The organism is Ensifer sp. 4252 (assembly GCF_050434565.1).
GTDB lineage: Bacteria > Pseudomonadota > Alphaproteobacteria > Rhizobiales > Rhizobiaceae > Ensifer.
In genome coordinates this window covers 328,209-345,112 of the sequence record NZ_JBNDIU010000002.1, presented here as the reverse complement: position 1 = coordinate 345,112, position 16,904 = coordinate 328,209, and the positions used below count along the sequence as shown (strand labels likewise).

The 16,904-nt window shown below is 63.4% G+C and carries 12 protein-coding genes; 9 read left to right on the top strand and 3 right to left on the bottom strand.

Annotated features, from left to right (window positions below):
- Nucleotides 1-30 precede the first annotated feature (30 nt).
- Together ABIE33_RS08525 and ABIE33_RS08520 are read left to right on the top strand one after the other, a co-directional pair.
- A complete protein-coding gene (locus ABIE33_RS08525) occupies nucleotides 31-672 on the top strand; it encodes a LysE family translocator (protein ID WP_429123843.1) in 642 nt (213 codons plus the stop codon).
- A 109-nt stretch (nucleotides 673-781) separates the two neighbouring features.
- On the top strand, nucleotides 782-2,845 hold the full coding sequence (locus ABIE33_RS08520) for a M3 family metallopeptidase (protein ID WP_429123841.1): 2,064 nt from the start codon (nucleotides 782-784) through the stop codon (nucleotides 2,843-2,845).
- Between the two features lie 12 nt (nucleotides 2,846-2,857).
- Here ABIE33_RS08520 and ABIE33_RS08515 read toward each other — a convergent pair whose 3' ends face one another.
- Complete coding sequence (locus tag ABIE33_RS08515) at nucleotides 2,858-4,318, bottom strand: glycosyl transferase family protein (protein ID WP_429123839.1); 1,461 nt, start codon at nucleotides 4,316-4,318, stop codon at nucleotides 2,858-2,860.
- 303 nt (nucleotides 4,319-4,621) lie between these two features.
- Here ABIE33_RS08515 and ABIE33_RS08510 point away from each other — a divergent pair, with 303 nt between their 5' ends.
- Nucleotides 4,622-6,646, top strand: coding sequence for a TonB-dependent receptor domain-containing protein (locus ABIE33_RS08510; protein ID WP_429123837.1), 2,025 nt, complete (start codon nucleotides 4,622-4,624; stop codon nucleotides 6,644-6,646).
- Between the two features lie 64 nt (nucleotides 6,647-6,710).
- On the opposite strand, the gene ABIE33_RS08505 is transcribed toward ABIE33_RS08510, so the two are convergent.
- Nucleotides 6,711-7,883 (bottom strand): dihydrodipicolinate synthase family protein, encoded by a 1,173-nt coding sequence (locus ABIE33_RS08505; RefSeq protein WP_429123836.1) that lies wholly within the window; start codon nucleotides 7,881-7,883, stop codon nucleotides 6,711-6,713.
- A 318-nt stretch (nucleotides 7,884-8,201) separates the two neighbouring features.
- On the opposite strand from ABIE33_RS08505, the gene ABIE33_RS08500 reads away from it, so the two are divergent.
- Genes ABIE33_RS08500 through ABIE33_RS08480 form a run of 5 tightly spaced genes read left to right on the top strand, consistent with a single transcriptional unit; the run spans nucleotide 8,202 to nucleotide 14,147 of the window.
- Nucleotides 8,202-9,245, top strand: a complete 1,044-nt coding sequence (locus tag ABIE33_RS08500) for a LacI family DNA-binding transcriptional regulator (protein ID WP_429124050.1) — start codon at nucleotides 8,202-8,204, stop codon at nucleotides 9,243-9,245.
- Nucleotides 9,242-10,243, top strand: a complete 1,002-nt coding sequence (locus tag ABIE33_RS08495) for a Gfo/Idh/MocA family protein (RefSeq protein ID WP_429123834.1) — start codon at nucleotides 9,242-9,244, stop codon at nucleotides 10,241-10,243. Before ABIE33_RS08500 ends, ABIE33_RS08495 begins: the two co-directional genes overlap by 4 nt.
- Nucleotides 10,244-10,247: 4 nt before the next feature.
- Entirely contained in the window at nucleotides 10,248-11,867 is a 1,620-nt protein-coding gene (locus tag ABIE33_RS08490) for an acyl CoA:acetate/3-ketoacid CoA transferase (protein WP_429123832.1), read from the top strand.
- Nucleotides 11,860-12,639: an enoyl-CoA hydratase/isomerase family protein gene (locus ABIE33_RS08485; protein WP_429123830.1), complete on the top strand. Its 780-nt coding sequence runs from the start codon at nucleotides 11,860-11,862 to the stop codon at nucleotides 12,637-12,639. The genes ABIE33_RS08490 and ABIE33_RS08485 overlap by 8 nt, the downstream gene beginning before the upstream one ends.
- On the top strand, nucleotides 12,639-14,147 hold the full coding sequence (locus ABIE33_RS08480) for an aldehyde dehydrogenase family protein (RefSeq protein WP_429123828.1): 1,509 nt from the start codon (nucleotides 12,639-12,641) through the stop codon (nucleotides 14,145-14,147). Before ABIE33_RS08485 ends, ABIE33_RS08480 begins: the two co-directional genes overlap by 1 nt.
- Nucleotides 14,148-14,247: 100 nt before the next feature.
- Here ABIE33_RS08480 and ABIE33_RS08475 read toward each other — a convergent pair whose 3' ends face one another.
- Nucleotides 14,248-15,312, bottom strand: coding sequence for a LacI family transcriptional regulator (locus ABIE33_RS08475; RefSeq protein ID WP_429123826.1), 1,065 nt, complete (start codon nucleotides 15,310-15,312; stop codon nucleotides 14,248-14,250).
- A 316-nt stretch (nucleotides 15,313-15,628) separates the two neighbouring features.
- Between ABIE33_RS08475 and ABIE33_RS08470 the strand changes: the two genes are divergently transcribed.
- Nucleotides 15,629-16,861 carry an ABC transporter substrate-binding protein gene (locus ABIE33_RS08470; protein ID WP_429124048.1) on the top strand — a complete coding sequence of 411 codons (1,233 nt, stop codon included), beginning with the start codon at nucleotides 15,629-15,631 and terminating at the stop codon, nucleotides 16,859-16,861.
- The last annotated feature ends 43 nt before the right edge of the window (nucleotides 16,862-16,904 follow it).

Genomic DNA, 16,904 nt, shown 5'->3' with positions numbered 1-16,904 from the left:
AATGGACACTGACACAACCGGGGACCCGCCATGTCCGAGACGCTGCTGATCGGTGCCTTTCTCGCCGCCCTTTCCTATACGCTCATTCCCGGGCCGGCATTTCTCGCCTTGCTCGGCATCGGTGCCGGCCAGGGTCGCAAGGCAGGCGCGCTGTTCATGGGCGGACACCTCGCCGGCGATATCCTCTGGTCGGGGCTGGCGCTGGTTGCGATCATCGGCGCACGTTCGGTCGGCACGACGGTCTTCGATATTCTCGGTCTCTTCTGCGGCCTCTATCTCGGCTGGATCGGCTGGACGGCGCTGCGTGCCCGACCGAAAGGCGATAACCGGGCGCTGATCACCGTAGAGAAGCCGCTCCGGCGCGGCCTGATCTTCGGCCTGACCAACCCGAAGGGTTATCCGGTGGCGCTCGCAACCTTTACCGCTTTGCTCGCCGGCTCCGCCAACGCATTGGAATTCGACACCCTGCCGATGCTGCTCGGCGTCTCGCTCATCGGCTTTCTCGTTGCCGACCTGATCCTGATCGTCATCATCGGTGCGTCCGTCGTTCGGCGCTTCTATCGCCGCCATGAGTTGGCGATCGTCCGGCTTTCGGGCCTGCTGTTCATCGGCTTTGCCGTCCAGGCCGTGTGGCACGCCGCCCCCGGCCTTCTCGGTTTGCGCAAGCCTTGACGTCAAGGCTGCCAGCAACCACCTCAAGCTCTTCCGCCCGGCATGCCTCTGGCTCGCGGGCGCTCCCTCCCCGGCTTCTGGCCGGCATCCGCATGCGAAAGGATCCTTCATGACCGCCAGCACCCCGCTCAACCCTGCCCTGACGACCTGGACCGGACATGAGGGCCTGCCCCGCTTCGACCTGGTGAAGGACACGGATTTTGCGCCGGCCTTCGAAGCGGCGTTCAGGACGCATGAGGCGGAGATCGACGAAATCGCCGGAGACCCGGAGGCACCGACATTCGACAACACCGTGATTGCGCTTGAGATTGCCGGCGATGAGTTGTCGCGCATCTCCTCGATCTTCTGGAACAAGGCCGGCGCCGATACCAACGAAACCATCCAGGCGCTGGAGCGCGACATCGCGCCAAAAATGTCCCGCCATTATTCCAGGATCGGCATGAATGCCGCGCTGTTCAAGCGGATTGACACGCTCTGGGAAAACCGGGAAAACCTCGGTCTCGACCTCGAAGCGACGCGGGTACTGGAGCGGCACTGGAAGGGTTTCGTTAAATCCGGTGCGAAGCTCGCGAAGGATGAGCAGGAGCGGCTGGCGGCGATCAACGAGACGCTTGCCGGCCTCGGCGCCAAGTTCGGCCAGAACGTGCTGGCCGACGAGAAGAGCTGGGCGCTGTTCCTTGAAAGCGAAGTGGATCTGGCTGGCCTGCCGGACTTCCTGCGCGACGCCATGGCGGCTGCCGCCAGCGACCGCGGCGAAAAGGGCAAATATGCTGTGACGCTGTCGCGTTCGATCATCGAGCCGTTTCTGACCTTCTCCGACAATCGGGAGCTCAGGGAACAGGCTTTCCGCGCCTGGATCGCCCGCGGCGAGAATGGCGGCGAAACCGACAATCGCAGCCACATCGCCGAAACGCTGGCGCTGCGGGCCGAGAAAGCCAAGCTGCTCGGCTATGCCAACTATGCGGCGCTGAAGCTCGACAACACCATGGCCAAGACACCGGAAGCCGTGAACGGCCTGTTGATGCAGGTCTGGGAAAAGGCGGTTGCCCGTGCCCGCGAGGAAGAGGCTGATCTTGCCACCCTGGTCGCGGCCGAAGGCCGCAATCACGACGTCATGCCGTGGGACTGGCGCCACTATGCGGAAAAGTTGCGCGCCGAAAAGTTCAACTTCTCCGAAGGCGAGCTGAAGCCCTATCTGCAGCTCGAAAAGATCATCGACGCCTGCTTCGACGTTGCCCGGCGCCTGTTCGGCATTACCGCGACGGAGAAGAAGGGCATCGCCGGCTACCACCCGGATGTGCGCGTCTTCGAGATCCGCGACGCAGCCGGAAAACTTGTGGCGCTGTTCCTCGGCGACTACTTCGCCCGTTCGTCGAAGCGCTCCGGTGCCTGGATGAGCTCGTTCCAGTCTCAGCACAAGCTGACGCTGAAGAACGGCACCGTCGGCGAACTGCCGATCATTTATAACGTCTGCAACTTTGCCAAACCCGCCGAAGGCAAGCCCGCGCTGCTGTCGCTCGACGACGCGCGCACACTCTTCCACGAGTTCGGTCATGCGTTGCATGGCATGCTATCCAACGTCACCTACCCTTCCGTTTCCGGCACGGGTGTTTCTCGGGACTTCGTCGAACTGCCGTCGCAGCTCTACGAACACTGGCTGACGGTGCCGGATATCCTCAAGCGCTACGCGGTGCACTACCAAACTGGCGAGCCGATGCCCGAGGCATTGCTCGACAAGGTGCTTGCCGCCCGCACCTTCAACTCCGGCTTCGCGACGGTCGAGTTCACCTCGTCCGCTCTGGTCGACATGGCCTATCACACGGCGGAAATGCAAGGTGAGCCGATGGCACTCGAAGCGGCGACGCTTGAAAAGATCGGCATGCCGAAGTCGATCGTCATGCGGCACCGCAGCCCACATTTCCTGCATGTGTTTTCCGGCGACGGCTATTCCGCCGGATACTACTCCTACATGTGGTCGGAAGTGCTCGACGCGGATGCGTTTGCCGCCTTCGAAGAGACTGGCAATCCCTTTGATCCCGATATGGCGCGCAAGCTCAGGGACAACGTCTATTCGGTCGGTGGCTCGATAGACCCCGAAGACGCCTACAAGGGTTTCCGCGGCAAGCTGCCGAGCCCGGATGCCATGCTGGCCAAGAAGGGCCTGGCCGCCTGAGGCAAGGCGGGGCTATCGCGCCATCTGGCGCGATCGGCCCGCCCACAGCGTGCGCGCCGTTTCGCAGGCGGCCTCGAAGTCCGAGGAGTTGCCGAGGCTGATAAGGGCAGCGGCTGCGGTGGTGACGATGGTCGTCTCGGCCCGCTCGTCGCGCGCCGCCCCCGTCCAGACCGCCTCCCAATATTCACGGGTGCTGAGGCCGGTGCGCGCTTCGGTGGGTGGCGCCGGCAAGGCCGGAACGACGAGGTCGTCGGCCTCGCCGACGATCAGGCGAAACAAGAGTGTCTGGCGATAGGGGGTGAACTCCGCATGGTCGCGCGTGTTGCCGAGGATCGTCAGATCTCTCACGCCGAGCAGCAGGGCGATATCCCGGCTCAGAGTCCGGGCGGCGGAATTGGCGACGCCAAGCAGGCTCGTGCGCGCGCCCATTGGATTGATCAGATGCACCGCGGAGCCAAGCGGGATGCGCATTTCCATCAGCCCGTAGAGGCCGAGCAGGCGATAGATCTGTGGCGAGAGTGCCGGTAGCGGCAGATAGGCGATCCCGGTCTTTACCAGCACGAGATTGGCCTCCTCAAGCGACGCGCAGACGGTGATCCCGGCGCGGGCGGCGGCGATTTCGAGCTTGCCGCGCTCGGCACCCTCCTGGCCGTAATGGCCGTGCAGCATGACGCGGTAACCGGCGCTTGCCACCAGCCTTGCCGCGTGCAGGAACCACGGTGCGGTCTTCAGCTTCGGCGAAAGATAACACGGCCAGTCCAGGTCTGCCCCACCGCTGCCGGTGGCGACAGCGCCGACATGGCGACGGATCGCCCGCACGAAGCCGGCGATCTCGACGGCGGTCGCACCGCGATATTGCAGCGCCGCCATAAGGGCGCCGATCTGCACCGGGTCTGCCTCCCCGGCCAGGATGATCATCAGCGCATCTTCGGCTTCCGCCTCGCTCAGGGGTCGGCTGCGGCCGGCTCCGGTGCCGATGGTCGCGATGCTGCGGGCCAGCCGGCGCTGCGGGGCTGCGTCGTCGCCGATCCGCGCAAGCTTGGCGGCAAAGGCTTCCGGCGTCGGCTCGCCATCCAGCATCAGGCTGGGTCGCACGGCGAGCGGTGGGGCCGCGATCAGCCCGGCCCCTTCCCAGCCGCTATGCTCCTGTCCGATGGTCGCGGCACCCTGACCCGATCGTTCGAAAAGAGCTTCCGTCTCCGCCGCAAGTGCACGCACCCGCAGTCTTAGCGTTTCGGCAAGGGGTGTCGGCCGCAGGCCGTGGCCGGTTCGCAGGAACAGCGGGTCGCCATATTCGTCGCGCAACTGGGATAGCAACCGGCTCATGGCGGAGGGCTGCAAACCGACGCTGGCGGCCGCCCGGCTGACGCTGCTTTCACGCAACAGGGCATCGAGCGCGAGCAGCAGGCGCAACTTGCGCATATCGGTCTGGCGGTCGCGCGGAGGTGGGGCCGCCTGCGTCTGAGCCTTCATTGCTGTCGTTTCCCTCAAACACCGTTCGGGCATATTCGAAGCCGGTGTTTTGTGCTCATTCGCATTTAGAACTGTTCTAAAACAGTGCCATTGACCGACCATGTCGCCAATAACTAAGTGGACTTTAATACTCAAGTTATTTGTGGGGCAAAGATGAGCATTGAGGTCCGCGGCACGGTGGATAGCGGCATTGAGCGGCACACATTCGCGTTACCGGTTCGGCGCAAGCCCGAGCGGCAGTCGTTCGGTCGGCGGCAGCGGTTTCTGTATGCCTGCCTTGCCGGCACGGCGCTGACGGTGCCGATGGAAGCCCAGGCCCAGAAAGCCAAGGGCAAGGAGAAGACCACGGAGCTGGAGCAGATCGTCGTCACCGCGACCGGCTTCGAGCAAAACGTCAAGGATGCACCGGCGAGCATCACCGTGGTCACCGGCGAAGAACTGGAAAAAGGCTCGTTCCGCGACCTGACCGATGCGCTGCGCGATGCTCAGGGTGTTGCGGTGACCGGTGTTGCCAACGAGCGCGATATCTTCATCCGCGGCCTGCCCGGTTCCTACACGCTGATCCTGGTCGACGGTAAGCGTCAGAGCACGCGCGATGCCCGCACCAACGGCAATTCCGGTTTCGAGCAAAGCTTCGTGCCGCCGGCGGCAGCGATCGAGCGCATCGAAATCGTGCGCGGGCCAATGTCGTCGCTCTATGGTTCCGATGCCATGGGCGGCGTCATCAACATCATCACCCGCAAGGTCTCCGATACCTGGAACGGGTCGATCACCACGGACGCCACGATGCAGCAGCATTCGCGCTACGGCAATTCCGGTCAGCTGTCGTTTTACGCGAACGGTCCGATCCTGAAGGATACGCTCGGCATGCAGATCTGGGGGCGTGGGCTGAAGCGCGGCGAGGACAAGTTCCTGTCCGGCATCACCGGCGCGCGCGAGCATGATCTGACGGCGCGGCTTGCCTATACGCCGAACGAGGTTCACGACTTCTTCCTCGAGGGCGGCACGGCCAGGCTGCGGCGCGAAGCCAATGTCGGCAATACGATCGAGGCGGGCCCAAGAGCCGTCAGCACCTATAACGACAATGATCGCGACCACTGGTCGTTTTCCCATACGGGGCGTTGGGGGCCGACGACGTCGGATTTTTCGATCCTGCAGGAATGGGCAGAGCGGCGGAACTACAACTACGATCCGACAGAGGGCCGCTTCGCCAAGCAGGCGCGGGCGCCTGAGGTTCGCAACACGGTTATCGACGGCAAGTTCACGACGCCGTTCGACCTTGGCGGCAGCCACACGCTGGTGACCGGCGGACAATTCTTCGAAGCGCGGCTCTCCGACCAGAACCCCGGACGCCGGACCGGGCTCACCGAAAAATTCTCGGCAACGCAGTGGGCGCTCTTTGCCGAGGATGAATGGCGCATGCTCGACAATTTCGCGCTGACGGGAGGCCTGCGCCTCGATCACCACGAGGAATATGGCTACCACTTGAGCCCGCGACTCTATGGCGTCTGGGACGCAACCGACACCCTGACGGTCAAGGGCGGTATCTCCACCGGTTTCCGCGCGCCAGACATCCGCAGCATCGCGCCGGGCTATGCCTATACGACCGGCGGCGGCGGTTGCTCCTATGGTCCGGCCGGGACTTGCGGCGTGATCATCGCCGACCCGAACCTTAAAGCCGAATCGAGCACGAGCTATGAAATCGGCGCCGCCTGGGACAATGGCGACGTCATTCTCGGCGGCACCTATTTCTACACCGACTTCAAGGACAAGATTTCCAACTCGCTGGTGTTAGACGCCGCCGGAAATCCGGTGCGCTGGAGCGAGGATCCGAACTACCGGCTCTGGTACAACTACAATATCGATGACGCCGTCATTCAGGGCGTCGAGCTGACGGCGACCTGGAACGCCACGGCCGACCTGACCCTGCGCGGCAGCTACACCTACACGCAGTCCGAACAGAAGACCGGAACCTATGCCGGCTTCCCGCTGGCGCGCACACCGGAGCATATGGCCAATCTCAGGGCCGATTGGTTCACGCCGGTCAAGGGTTTGGAAGCCTGGGCCTCGGTCAACTATCATGGCGAGGAGATCGCCGCCGGCGCGCGTATCGGCACCAACGGCAAACCGGTGACGATCAATGGCCAGCAGGGCCGGAAATACGACGCCTACACCACCGTCGACATCGGCACGAAATATGCGCTCGGCGAAGGCCTGACGCTGAACGCGGCCGTTTACAACCTCTTGGACAAGACCGTCGAGCAGACCGACTTCAACACTGTCATGGAAGGCCGGCGCTTCTGGATGAGCCTGACAGCGACGTTCTGAAGCCATCCGCCAGGGTCCCTGCCCCGGTCATGGACGGCGCCCTTTACGGGCGCCGTTTTTCGTTTCAGTCGGCCTGTTCCACGCCGAGGGTCGCGAGAAAGCTCTGCATCCGCTTCACTGCCAACTCCGGTCGATCGAGCACGTTGGCCTTGTCGGCAAGCCGGAAGATATCGGCGTAGTGCAGCACGCCGCGCGCAGACTGCATGCCTGAAGGCATGGTGAAATGGCTCTGGTGGCCGTTCAGCCAGGCGAGAAAGACGACGCCTGCCTTGTAGTACTGCGTCGGCGCCTCGAAGATCTTGCGCGATAGCGGCACTGTCGGCTCGATGACGCCGCGGAAGGTGGCGACATCACCCGCGGCCAGGGCCGCAAGCGCCTTGGAGGCGGAGGGGGCGACCGCATCGAAGATGCCAAGCAGCGCGTGGCTGTATTTCGCGCCATCGCCCTCGATCAGCTCCGCATAGTTGAAGTCATCGCCGGTGAAGCAGAGCACGCCCTCCGGCAGACGGTTGCGCAAGGCGACTTCCTTGGCGTTGTCGAGCAACGAGATCTTGATGCCTTCGACCTTTTCGCGGTTGGCCTCGATGATCGACAGCACCGCGTCGAGCGCCTGTTTAAAATCGTCTGATCCCCAATAACCCCTCAGTTGCGGATCGAACATGTCGCCGAGCCAGTGCAGCACCACCTTGTCCTTCGTCTGGCGCAGGATATGGCCGTAGACGTGGCGGTAATCGTCGGGCGAGCGGGCGACGCGGGCAAGCGCGCGGCTTGCCATCATGATGGCGCGTCCGCCCTCACCTTCGACAAAGCCGATCTGTTCCTCATAGGCGGCAATCACGTCGTCGAGCGAGCGTGCGTCGGCCGGCAGCAGGTGATCGGTGCCGGCGCCGCAGGCAAGATCGGCCCCCGGCACGTTTCGTGCCTCGGCAAGCGAGCGGCGGATCAGCTCCTGTGCGCCCGGCCAGGCCAGCCCCATGCCGCGCTGGGCGGTGTCCATCGCTTCGGCGATCTTGAAGCCCAGGCCCCAGAGATGATGGCGGAAGGCCAATGTCTGGTCCCAGTCGATGGCGGCATTGCCCCAGGGATCGGCATCGCGAAGCGGATCCGACACGACATGGGCAGCCGCATAGGCGATGCGATTGAAGGTCGGCGCGGTCTTTGGCTGCTCGATCGGGGTGCCCGCCAGGCTGTATCGCTCAAGTGAACCGTCATGGCGCGGCAGCGTCAGGCTTGTCATCGGCTTTCTTCTCCTCCTCGGATCGTTGCATTCGAATAATTTAGATCGTTCCAAATTTCAAGCGGCAAATATCGACGTTCGTTTGTCGGGCTTGGCATCAAGGGCGAACGGGGTACGTCACGTTTGGTGTAAGTCAATGTAATAACAGATTATATGTGAATACTTCCACGCTCTCACCTCGCTGATTCTGCGATCGATCAAATTGCGTTCTCTCCGCTTCGGCATCGCCAGAATCAAAAAAGTGATCGCTTTCCTCTTGACTGATTTGGAACGTTCCAATTATGAATGGAAAAAATAAGCCACGTTTGCGAGGATGCTTTGGTCAAGGAACGGGTAACAGTTGTCGATATCGCACGCGCCGCCGGCGTGTCGAAGTCGACCGTGTCGCTCGTCCTCCAGGGTAGCCCGTTGGTCAACGAAGTGACGCGCGCCAAGGTCAATGCCACAATTCGCGAGCTTGGCTATGTCTACAATCGCAGCGCGGCCAACCTGCGCCAATCGAAGTCCAAGATCATCGGCATTGTCGTCAATGACCTGACCAACAGCTTCTTTGCGGAGTTGGCGGTCGGTGTCGATGCCGTCGTGCAGTCGGCCGGCTTCGTTCAGTTTCTCGCCAATACAAGTGAAAAGATCGAGCGCCAGCGCGAGGTCGTGGCATCCATGCGCGAGCACGGCGTCTCCGGGCTGATCATCTCGCCGGCGCGCGGTACCGAGGCGGCCGATCTGGCGCCTTTGGTCGATAGCGGCATTCCCGTCGTGCTTGTCGTTCGCGATATTGCCGGGGCCGGTGTTTCCTCGCTCACGTCAGACAATCATGCCGGTGCCATGGCGGCTGTGCGCCACTTGGTCGAGCGCGGTCATCGGCGCATCGCTTTCCTCGGCGGTTTCCCTGATACCGCTGTTTTCGAGGCGCGCATGCGCGGCTACCGCGATGCCTTGCTCGAGGCTGGGCTTGATGCGGCCGAGGCGCTTGTCATCGGCTCGGCGCCATCGCGCGCCGGCGGCGTCACCGCCATCGAGCAGGCGATGATGCTCTCCGACCGGCCGACGGCAGCGCTCTGCTTCAACGATGCGGTCGCCTTCGGCGTCTGCGACGGCCTGCGGGCGCGGCGGCTGGAACCGGGCGCCGACTTTGCCGTCATCGGCTTCGACGATGTGATCGAGGCGAAGACGGCGGTACCGGCACTGACGACCGTGTCCGTCGATCCGCAAGGCATGGGGCAGAGGGCAGCCGAATTGCTGCTGAAGCAGATCAATGCGGGCAAGGCGGAGGCGGAATCGATCATCGGTTCGGTGCGTCTCGTCGTTCGCCAGAGCTGTGGTGCCGCGATCGAGCGGAGAACGAGGGAGGCATTGTCATGATTGGGTGGGGTCTGATCGGCGCGAGCACGATCGCGCGTGAATGGGTGATCGGCGCAATTCGTGCGGCGGGTGGCGAGGTGGTTTCGGTGATGAGCACCAGCTCCGAGCGCGGGGCTCTCTATGCCACGGAAAACGGCATCGGCAAGTCAGTGACGTCGGTCGAGGAGCTGGTCGGTGATCCTGATGTCAAAGCCGTCTATGTCTCGACCACCAACGAGCTGCATCGCGAGCAGACGCTGGCGGCCATTCGCGCCGGCAAGCACGTGCTGTGCGAAAAGCCGCTGGCGATGACGCTGGAGGATGCGCGCGAAATGGTTGTCGCTGCGCGCGAAGCCAGCGTGGTGCTTGGCACCAACCATCACCTGCGCAACGCCGCCGCCCACCGGGCGATGCGAGACGCCATCGCCGAAGGCCGGATCGGCCGGCCGATTGCGGCGCGGGTCTTCCACGCGGTCTATCTGCCGCCGCATCTGCAGGGCTGGCGGCTGGAGCGGCCGGAAGCCGGCGGCGGCGTCATTCTCGACATCACCGTGCACGACGCCGACACCCTGCGTTTCGTCCTCAACGACGATCCGGCCGAGGCAGTGGCGATCAGCCATAGCGCCGGCATGGCCAAGGAGGGGCTGGAGGATGGCGTCATGGGCGTGTTGCGCTTCCAGTCGGGCGTCATTGCCCAGTTCCACGACGCCTTCACCACCAAGTTCGCCGAGACCGGGTTCGAAGTCCACGGCACGGAAGGGTCGCTGATCGGCCGCAACGTCATGACGCAGAAACCGGTCGGCACGGTCACCTTGCGCAATGGCGAGGGCGAAAGCCTGCTGCCGCTCGATCCGGGCAATCTCTACGAAACAGCCCTTGCGGCGTTTCATGCAGCGATCGAAGGCCACGGCCAGCCCGCGGCAACCGGCGAGGACGGTGTCTGGTCGCTCGCAACCGGCCTTGCCGTCGTCAAGGCAGCAGCGACCGGCCAGGCGGTTGCGATCGAAACGGGACTTTGAGTTGATGTCGATGAGCAAGCATATTTCACCCGTTGAAGCCGCCGCGTTGATCCCGGATGATGCCGTCGTTTCGGTCTCCTCCTCAAGTGGCCTCGGCTGCCCGGACCTGATGCTGAAGGCGATCGGCGAGCGCTTCGATGCGACCGGCCATCCCCGTGACCTGACGACGCTGCACCCGATCGCCGCCGGCGACATGAGCGGCATCAAGGGCGTCGATTACATCGCCAAGAAGGGACTTCTGAAGAAGATTATCGGTGGCTCCTACCCCTCCGGCCCGTCGAGCGCCGAGCCGCCCCTGATCTGGCAGATGATCGGCGCCGACGAGGTTGCGGCTTACAACGTTCCCTCCGGTATCCTCTTCGACATGCACCGCGAGGCGGCGGCGAAGCGCCCCGGCGTGATGACCAAGGTCGGGCTCGACACTTTTGTCGATCCGTCGCGCGAAGGCTGCGCCATGAATGCGTCCGCCGCAACCGAACCGGTGGTCAAGAAAATCGCCTTCGAAGGCGAGGACTGGCTCTATTTCAAGGCGATTGCTCCTCAGGTCGCAATCATTCGCGCGACGACGGCGGACGAGCGCGGCAATCTCACCTATGAGCACGAGGGCGCCTATCTCGGCGGTCTCGACCAGGCGCTGGCCGCGCGCAACAACGGCGGCATCGTCATTGCCCAGGTCAAGCGCATCACCAAGGAAGGCTCGTTGAAGCCGCACGACGTGCGGGTGCCCGGTGTGCTCGTCGATTATGTCGTCGTCGATCCCGACCAGAAGCAGACGACGCAGACGCTCTATGATCCGGCCATCTCCGGCGAGATCTTCCGCCCGCTCGACAGCTTCCGCGTGCCGGAATTCAACATCCAGAAGGTGATCGCCCGCCGGGTGGCGCAGGAACTGCAGGCGGGCAGCGCCGTCAATCTCGGCTTCGGCATTTCGGCCAATGTGCCGCGCATCCTGCTCGAGGAGGGCTTGCACGGTGCCGTCACCTGGGTGATCGAACAGGGGGCCGTCGGTGGCGTGCCGCTCCTCGATTTCGCCTTCGGCTGTGCTTCCAACGCCGACGCCTTCATGCCATCGCCGTATCAGTTCACCTATTTCCAGGGAGCGGGCTTCGATGCCTCGCTGCTCTCCTTCCTCGAAATCGACCGTAACGGTTCCGTCAATGTCTCGAAGCTCTCCTTCCGGCCGCATGTGACGGCTGGTGCCGGCGGCTTCGTCGACATCACCGCCCGGGCGAAGAAGATCGTCTTTTCCGGCATGTTCAACGCCGCGGCGAAGCTTGCCGTCGCCGATGGCAAGCTGGTGATCGAGAAGGAAGGCAAGCTCAAGAAACTCGTCAACGAGGTCGAACACGTCACCTTCTCCGGCCGCCGCGGCATCGAGCAGGGGCAGGACATCACCTATGTCACCGAGCGCTGCGTGATGAAGCTGACGCCGGAAGGCGTGATGCTGACCGAGATCGCGCCGGGCGTCGACCTGCAGGCACATATTCTCGATCAGTCCGAGTTTCCGCTGATTGTGTCCGATCGTTTGAAGACGATGGATGCAGCACTCTTCCGCGAGGCGCCGATCGGCCTGACCTTGCCGGTCAAGGCTGCCCGTACGCTTGCCGGAGGCGTCCATGTCTGAGGACCGCATCCGGATCGCTGTCGACGGTGCGATTGCGACGATGACCGTCGCCCGTCCGGACAAGCTCAATGCCTTCGACATCGACATGCTGAAGGCGCTTGCCGCGGCCTGCGATACGGTCGAGACGATGCGCGAAGTGCGCGTGCTGATCCTGACGGGTGAGGGCAAGGCTTTTTCTGCTGGCGGCGACATCAAGGCCTGGGGCGGTATGGATGCCGCAGCCTTCGGTCATGACTGGGTGCGCTTCGGCCATCGCGTCTTCGAGCGGCTGGCGACATTGAGAATGCCCGTCATCGCAGCGCTCAACGGCCATGCGCTCGGCGGCGGCCTGGAACTGGCCGCTGCGGCCGACATCCGGATCGCCGAAAGCCAGATCAAGATCGGCCTGCCGGAAACAAGCCTCGGCATGGTGCCCGGCTGGTCGGGCACGCAGCGCCTTGTCGTCCGTTTCGGCGTGCAGATCGTCCGGCGCATGGTGCTCGGCGGCGAGATGTTCACGGCCGAGACGGCGAAGGCCGAAGGCCTGGTCGATGCGGTCGTCGAGACCGGAACGGTTATGCAGGCAGCACGCGACTACGCAGCCCGCGTCGCCAAGCGCGGCCCGGCCGCACTCGAAATTTCAAAGCTGATGATCGCTTCGGCGAACGGCGAGGACAAAGGTGCTGCGGTCGAAGCGCTGGGATCCATCCTCGTCGCGAAGACCGGCGACCTCAGGGAAGGCGTCGCAGCCTTTTCCGAAAAGCGCGAAGCCCAGTTCAAGGGAGAATGGTAATGACGGTTCTGGTGAGGCCCAAGGCACTTGGCGATCACAAGGTTCGCACGTTCCAGATGCTGATCGACGGCAAATGGGTCGACAGCGCCGATGGACGCACGATCGAGCGTGTCGCACCCGGCCACGGCGTCGTCGTCAGCCGCTATCAGGCGGCAGCGACCATCGATGCCGAGCGGGCGATTTCTGCTGCCCGTCGCGCTTTCGACGACGGCCCCTGGCCGCGCATGACCGCGTCCGAGCGGTCGCTGATCCTGCTCAAGGCGGCCGACATGATTGCCGCGCGCGCCGACGAGCTTGCCTTCCTCGATGCCATCGAATCGGGAAAGCCGATCAGTCAGGCCAAGGGCGAGCTCGGCGGCGCTGCCGATATCTGGCGTTATGCTGCCGCCCTTGCCCGCGATCTTCACGGCGAAAGCTACAATGCGCTTGGCGATGGCACGCTCGGTGTGGTCTTACGCGAGGCGATCGGCGTCGTTTCGATCATCACGCCGTGGAACTTCCCGTTCCTGATCGTCAGCCAGAAGCTGCCTTTTGCGCTTGCTGCCGGCTGCACCGCGGTGGTCAAGCCTTCGGAACTTACCTCCGCCTCGACGCTCGTGCTCGGCGAAATTCTCGAAGCGGCGGGCGTGCCGGCCGGTGTCGTCAATATCATCACCGGCACCGGTCCCGAGGTCGGCGCACCGATGACGACGCACGGAGATGTCGACATGATCTCCTTCACCGGCTCGACCGGGGTCGGCCGTCTGACGATGGCCAATGCCGCACAGACCTTGAAGAAGGTGTCGCTCGAACTCGGCGGCAAGAACCCGCAGATTGTCTTCCCCGACGCCAACCTCGACGAATTCATCGATGCGGCCGTGTTCGGCGCGTACTTCAATGCCGGCGAATGCTGCAATGCCGGCTCACGGCTGATCCTTCACCGCGATATCGCCGAGGAGGTGACGGCTAGGATTGCAGCGCTCGCGGCCAAGGTCAAGGTCGGCGATCCGCTCGATCCGGAAACCCAGGTCGGTGCGATCATCACGCCACAGCATCTGGAAAAGATTGCCGGCTATGTTTCTGCCGCATCGAAGGACGGCGCCGCCGTCGCCCATGGCGGTGAGGCACTCGATCTCGGCATGGGCCAGTTCATGGCGCCGACCATTCTTTCGCAGGTCCGGCCCGACATGGCTGTTGCCCGCGAGGAGGTTTTCGGTCCGGTGCTGTCGGTGCTGACCTTCGAGACCACTGACGAAGCCATTCGTATTGCCAACTCCATTGACTACGGTCTGTCGGCCGGTGTCTGGAGCCGCGACTTTGACACCTGCCTGACCATCGGCCGCCGCGTGCGCGCCGGCACGGTCTGGATGAACACCTTCATGGATGGGGCTTCCGAGCTGCCGTTCGGTGGTTATCGCCAGTCCGGCCTCGGCCGCGAACTCGGCCGGCATGCGGTCGAGGACTACACCGAAACCAAGACGCTCAACATGCACATCGGCGCGCGCACCGGCTGGTGGATGCCGCGCTAACTCCGGGGATGTGAGGAGACGGACGATGAGGGCAGGGATCGCAACAACGAAACGGGAAGGGGCGTCACGGCACGCCGCCGCCCGGTCGTCGTCGCGCGGCTCAGCCCGATATCGACCAGTTGGAGGGGATCTGCGGAGCGAGCAGCAACTGCACCTTGTCGACATCGGTTTCGCCGCCGATACGCTGGAGCAGCACGCGGCCCATGTCCTCGCCCGTGGCCGTCAGGTCCTCGTAGATCGTCTCGACTTGAGGCTGGATTGCGCCCAAAAGGTGCGACGTCTGCTTGGCGACGATGTCGTATTCGTTGCCGAGCGTCAGGCCGCAATCGCTCATGCCGGTGATGGTGGCGAGAGCGCAGACTTCACCGCCGCACATGAAACTGTCGGGCGGATCGGGCTCGCCGCAACGCTGGCGCACACGGTCGCGAATGTCACCGGCGGGACTGTCGAGATCGATGCCGGAGAGGATTTCGTAGGCGCAGCCCGCCTCGCGCACGGCGGTCATGAAACCGTGCTGCAGATGCCCGGCGAAGGTGAAGCCGGCCGGGCCGCTGATCAGTGCCGGCTTGCGGCGCCCCTTGGCGATCAACCGACGGGTGGCCTGATAGGAGAAGGTGAAGTTGTCATAGTCGACATAGGCGTGCGGCGTCGAAAGCTCGGTGCGTCCGTGGGTCACGAACGGAAAACCGATCTCCGAAAGCAGCATGACGCGCGGATCGAGCGGTTCGGTGCGCGAGAAGATCAGGCCGTCCGCCATGCTGTTGCGGGTGATGTAGTTGACCGCCTCGACATTGGTCGTGTTGAGGAAGTTCGGCATGACGATCACATGGTAGGACGTGCCCTGCAGCGCCTTGGAGATGCCGCTCATGATCGAGGTGCCGTAGCCGAGGATTTCCTCGTGCGGGTCGAGCAGGACGGCAATGACGTTGGTGCGGCCGGTCTTCAGGCGCTGGGCGGCGCGATCGGGCGAATAGCCGATTTCGATCGCCACCTCGCGAACCCGCTTGCGGGTGTCGGCGGAGATTTGCGGCGCTTCGGCAAGGGCGCGCGAAACGGTGGTGACCGCAAGCCCGGTGATCTCGGCGATCGTGCGAAGGGTCGGCTTGCCGCGTCGGGCGGGCGAGCCAATGTCTTCGGAACGGGCGGACTTGGGGGGATCGGCCAATGCTAGTCATCCTCAAGGCGGGCAAGAGCGGCTTTTGTAACGTGGCACGAACGCTTAGGCAATCGAATCATGAAAACGTTTTAAATCTCGCGACGCGGCATGGATTGCTGCGCTGCGAAATGCCAACTGTCGTATATAATTCAGCAAATTCAACTGCTTCTTGAGGTGAAGAAACGCACGCGTGTGGAATGCTTGACTTGCTGAATTTATAACGTTTTAAATTGGCCAGCCGCTGCCTTAGGCGGTGCGATATCCGAGGCGGGAGGAGGTTCCGCTTCGATAACTTGCAAACGGGAGGATAACGATGCGCAAGTTGATGACGACGACGGCTGTTGTGGCGCTGATGATGGCGGCCACCGCCGCGCGCGCAGCAGAAAACGTGGAAGTGCTTCACTGGTGGACATCTGGCGGTGAAGCTGCCGCGCTCGACGTTCTGAAGAAGGACCTCGAAGGCAAGGGTATTTCCTGGACCGACATGCCGGTCGCCGGCGGCGGCGGCACGGAAGCCATGACCGTGCTTCGCGCCCGCGTCACCTCGGGCAACGCTCCGACCGCGGTGCAGATGCTCGGTTTCGACATTCTCGACTGGGCCAAGGAAGGCGCGCTCGGCAACCTGGACGAAACCGCTGCCAAGGAAGGCTGGGACAAGGTCATCCCGACGGCCCTGCAGCAGTTCTCGAAGTATGACGGCCACTGGATCGCTGCTCCGGTCAACGTCCACTCGACCAACTGGGTCTGGATCAACAAGGCTGCGCTGGACAAGGCCGGCGGCAAGGAGCCGACGAACTGGGACGAGCTCATCGCCCTTCTCGACAACTTCAAGGCTCAGGGCCTCACGCCGATCGCCCATGGCGGCCAGCCGTGGCAGGACGCGACGATCTTCGACGCCGTCGTGCTCTCGCTCGGTACCGACTTCTACAAGCAGGCCTTCATCGATCTCGATCCGGCAGCGCTCGGCGGCGACAAGATGAAGGAAGCCTTCGATCGCATGACGAAGCTGCGCTCCTATGTCGACGACAACTTCTCCGGTCGTGACTGGAACCTCGCCTCGGCAATGGTCATCGAGAACAAGGCCGGCATGCAGTTCATGGGCGACTGGGCCAAGGGCGAGTTCCTGAAGGCGAAGAAGGTGCCGGGCACCGATTTCGTCTGCATGCGCTACCCGGGTACGCAAGGCTCGGTCACCTTCAACTCCGACCAGTTCGCGATGTTCAAGGTTGCCGACGACAAGATTCCTGCTCAGTTGCAGATGGCGTCGGCGATTGAAAGCCCGACCTTCCAGTCGGCCTTCAACGTCGTCAAGGGTTCGGTTCCGGCCCGCACCGACGTTCCGGATACCGACTTCGACGCTTGCGGCAAGAAGGGCATCAAGGATCTCGCCGAAGCCAACACCAACGGCACGCTTTTCGGCTCCATGGCGCATGGCCATGCCAATCCGGCTGCCGTCAAGAACGCGATCTACGACGTCGTGACGCGCGAGTTCAACGGTGAACTGACCTCCGATGAGGCCGTCAAGGAACTCGTCGCCGCCGTCGCGGCTGCGAAGTAACGGGCTAGGCCCGGTCCGGGACGCGAGCAAGCGTCCCGGGCAC

Excerpts from the sequence above, each read along its gene's own strand:
- ABIE33_RS08510 (WP_429123837.1), top strand. The coding sequence starts at position 4,622 with ATGGAAGCCCAGGCCCAGAAAGCCAAGGGCAAGGAGAAGACCACGGAG.
- ABIE33_RS08505 (WP_429123836.1), bottom strand. The coding sequence starts at position 7,883 with ATGACAAGCCTGACGCTGCCGCGCCATGACGGTTCACTTGAGCGATAC.
- ABIE33_RS08470 (WP_429124048.1), top strand. The coding sequence starts at position 15,629 with ATGACGACGACGGCTGTTGTGGCGCTGATGATGGCGGCCACCGCCGCG.
- ABIE33_RS08485 (WP_429123830.1), top strand. The coding sequence starts at position 11,860 with ATGTCTGAGGACCGCATCCGGATCGCTGTCGACGGTGCGATTGCGACG.
- ABIE33_RS08480 (WP_429123828.1), top strand. The coding sequence starts at position 12,639 with ATGACGGTTCTGGTGAGGCCCAAGGCACTTGGCGATCACAAGGTTCGC.
- ABIE33_RS08495 (WP_429123834.1), top strand. The coding sequence starts at position 9,242 with ATGATTGGGTGGGGTCTGATCGGCGCGAGCACGATCGCGCGTGAATGG.
- ABIE33_RS08490 (WP_429123832.1), top strand. The coding sequence starts at position 10,248 with ATGTCGATGAGCAAGCATATTTCACCCGTTGAAGCCGCCGCGTTGATC.
- ABIE33_RS08525 (WP_429123843.1), top strand. The coding sequence starts at position 31 with ATGTCCGAGACGCTGCTGATCGGTGCCTTTCTCGCCGCCCTTTCCTAT.
- ABIE33_RS08515 (WP_429123839.1), bottom strand. The coding sequence starts at position 4,318 with ATGAAGGCTCAGACGCAGGCGGCCCCACCTCCGCGCGACCGCCAGACC.
- ABIE33_RS08520 (WP_429123841.1), top strand. The coding sequence starts at position 782 with ATGACCGCCAGCACCCCGCTCAACCCTGCCCTGACGACCTGGACCGGA.